Here is a 232-nt window from a genome sequence, read left to right as displayed (position 1 = left end):
CCGCCTCAATCGGCCGGCGTGTCCTGGCTGCGCCTGCCGTCCATCTCCGACGACTCCAGCAGCACGCGCACGCGACGCAGGGCCTCGTCGGCGCGCGCCAGCGCATCGCCCGCGCGGGTCGTGTGGCCGTCGGCCAGCATGCGCTGGCCCGACGCCACCGCGAGGGTGACCGCGTTGATCGCGTTGCGGAGATCGTGCCGCCAGGCCGCGTCGGTGGTCTCGCGACGATCAG

Annotated in this window: 1 protein-coding gene; it reads right to left on the bottom strand. The window is 74.6% G+C overall.

Going from position 1 to position 232, the window contains the following annotated elements:
• Positions 1-5: 5 nt before the first annotated feature.
• Positions 6-232, bottom strand: a 227-nt coding sequence (locus tag SB719_RS22830; RefSeq protein WP_412160137.1) for a hypothetical protein, incomplete at its 5' end; no start/stop codon positions are given.

It is taken from the genome of Pantoea sp. SIMBA_079 (assembly GCF_046940275.1).
GTDB lineage: Bacteria > Pseudomonadota > Gammaproteobacteria > Enterobacterales > Enterobacteriaceae > Pantoea > Pantoea borealis.
The sequence above is the reverse complement of the archived record's forward strand: the minus strand, read 5'-3'. Positions and strand labels throughout refer to the sequence as shown.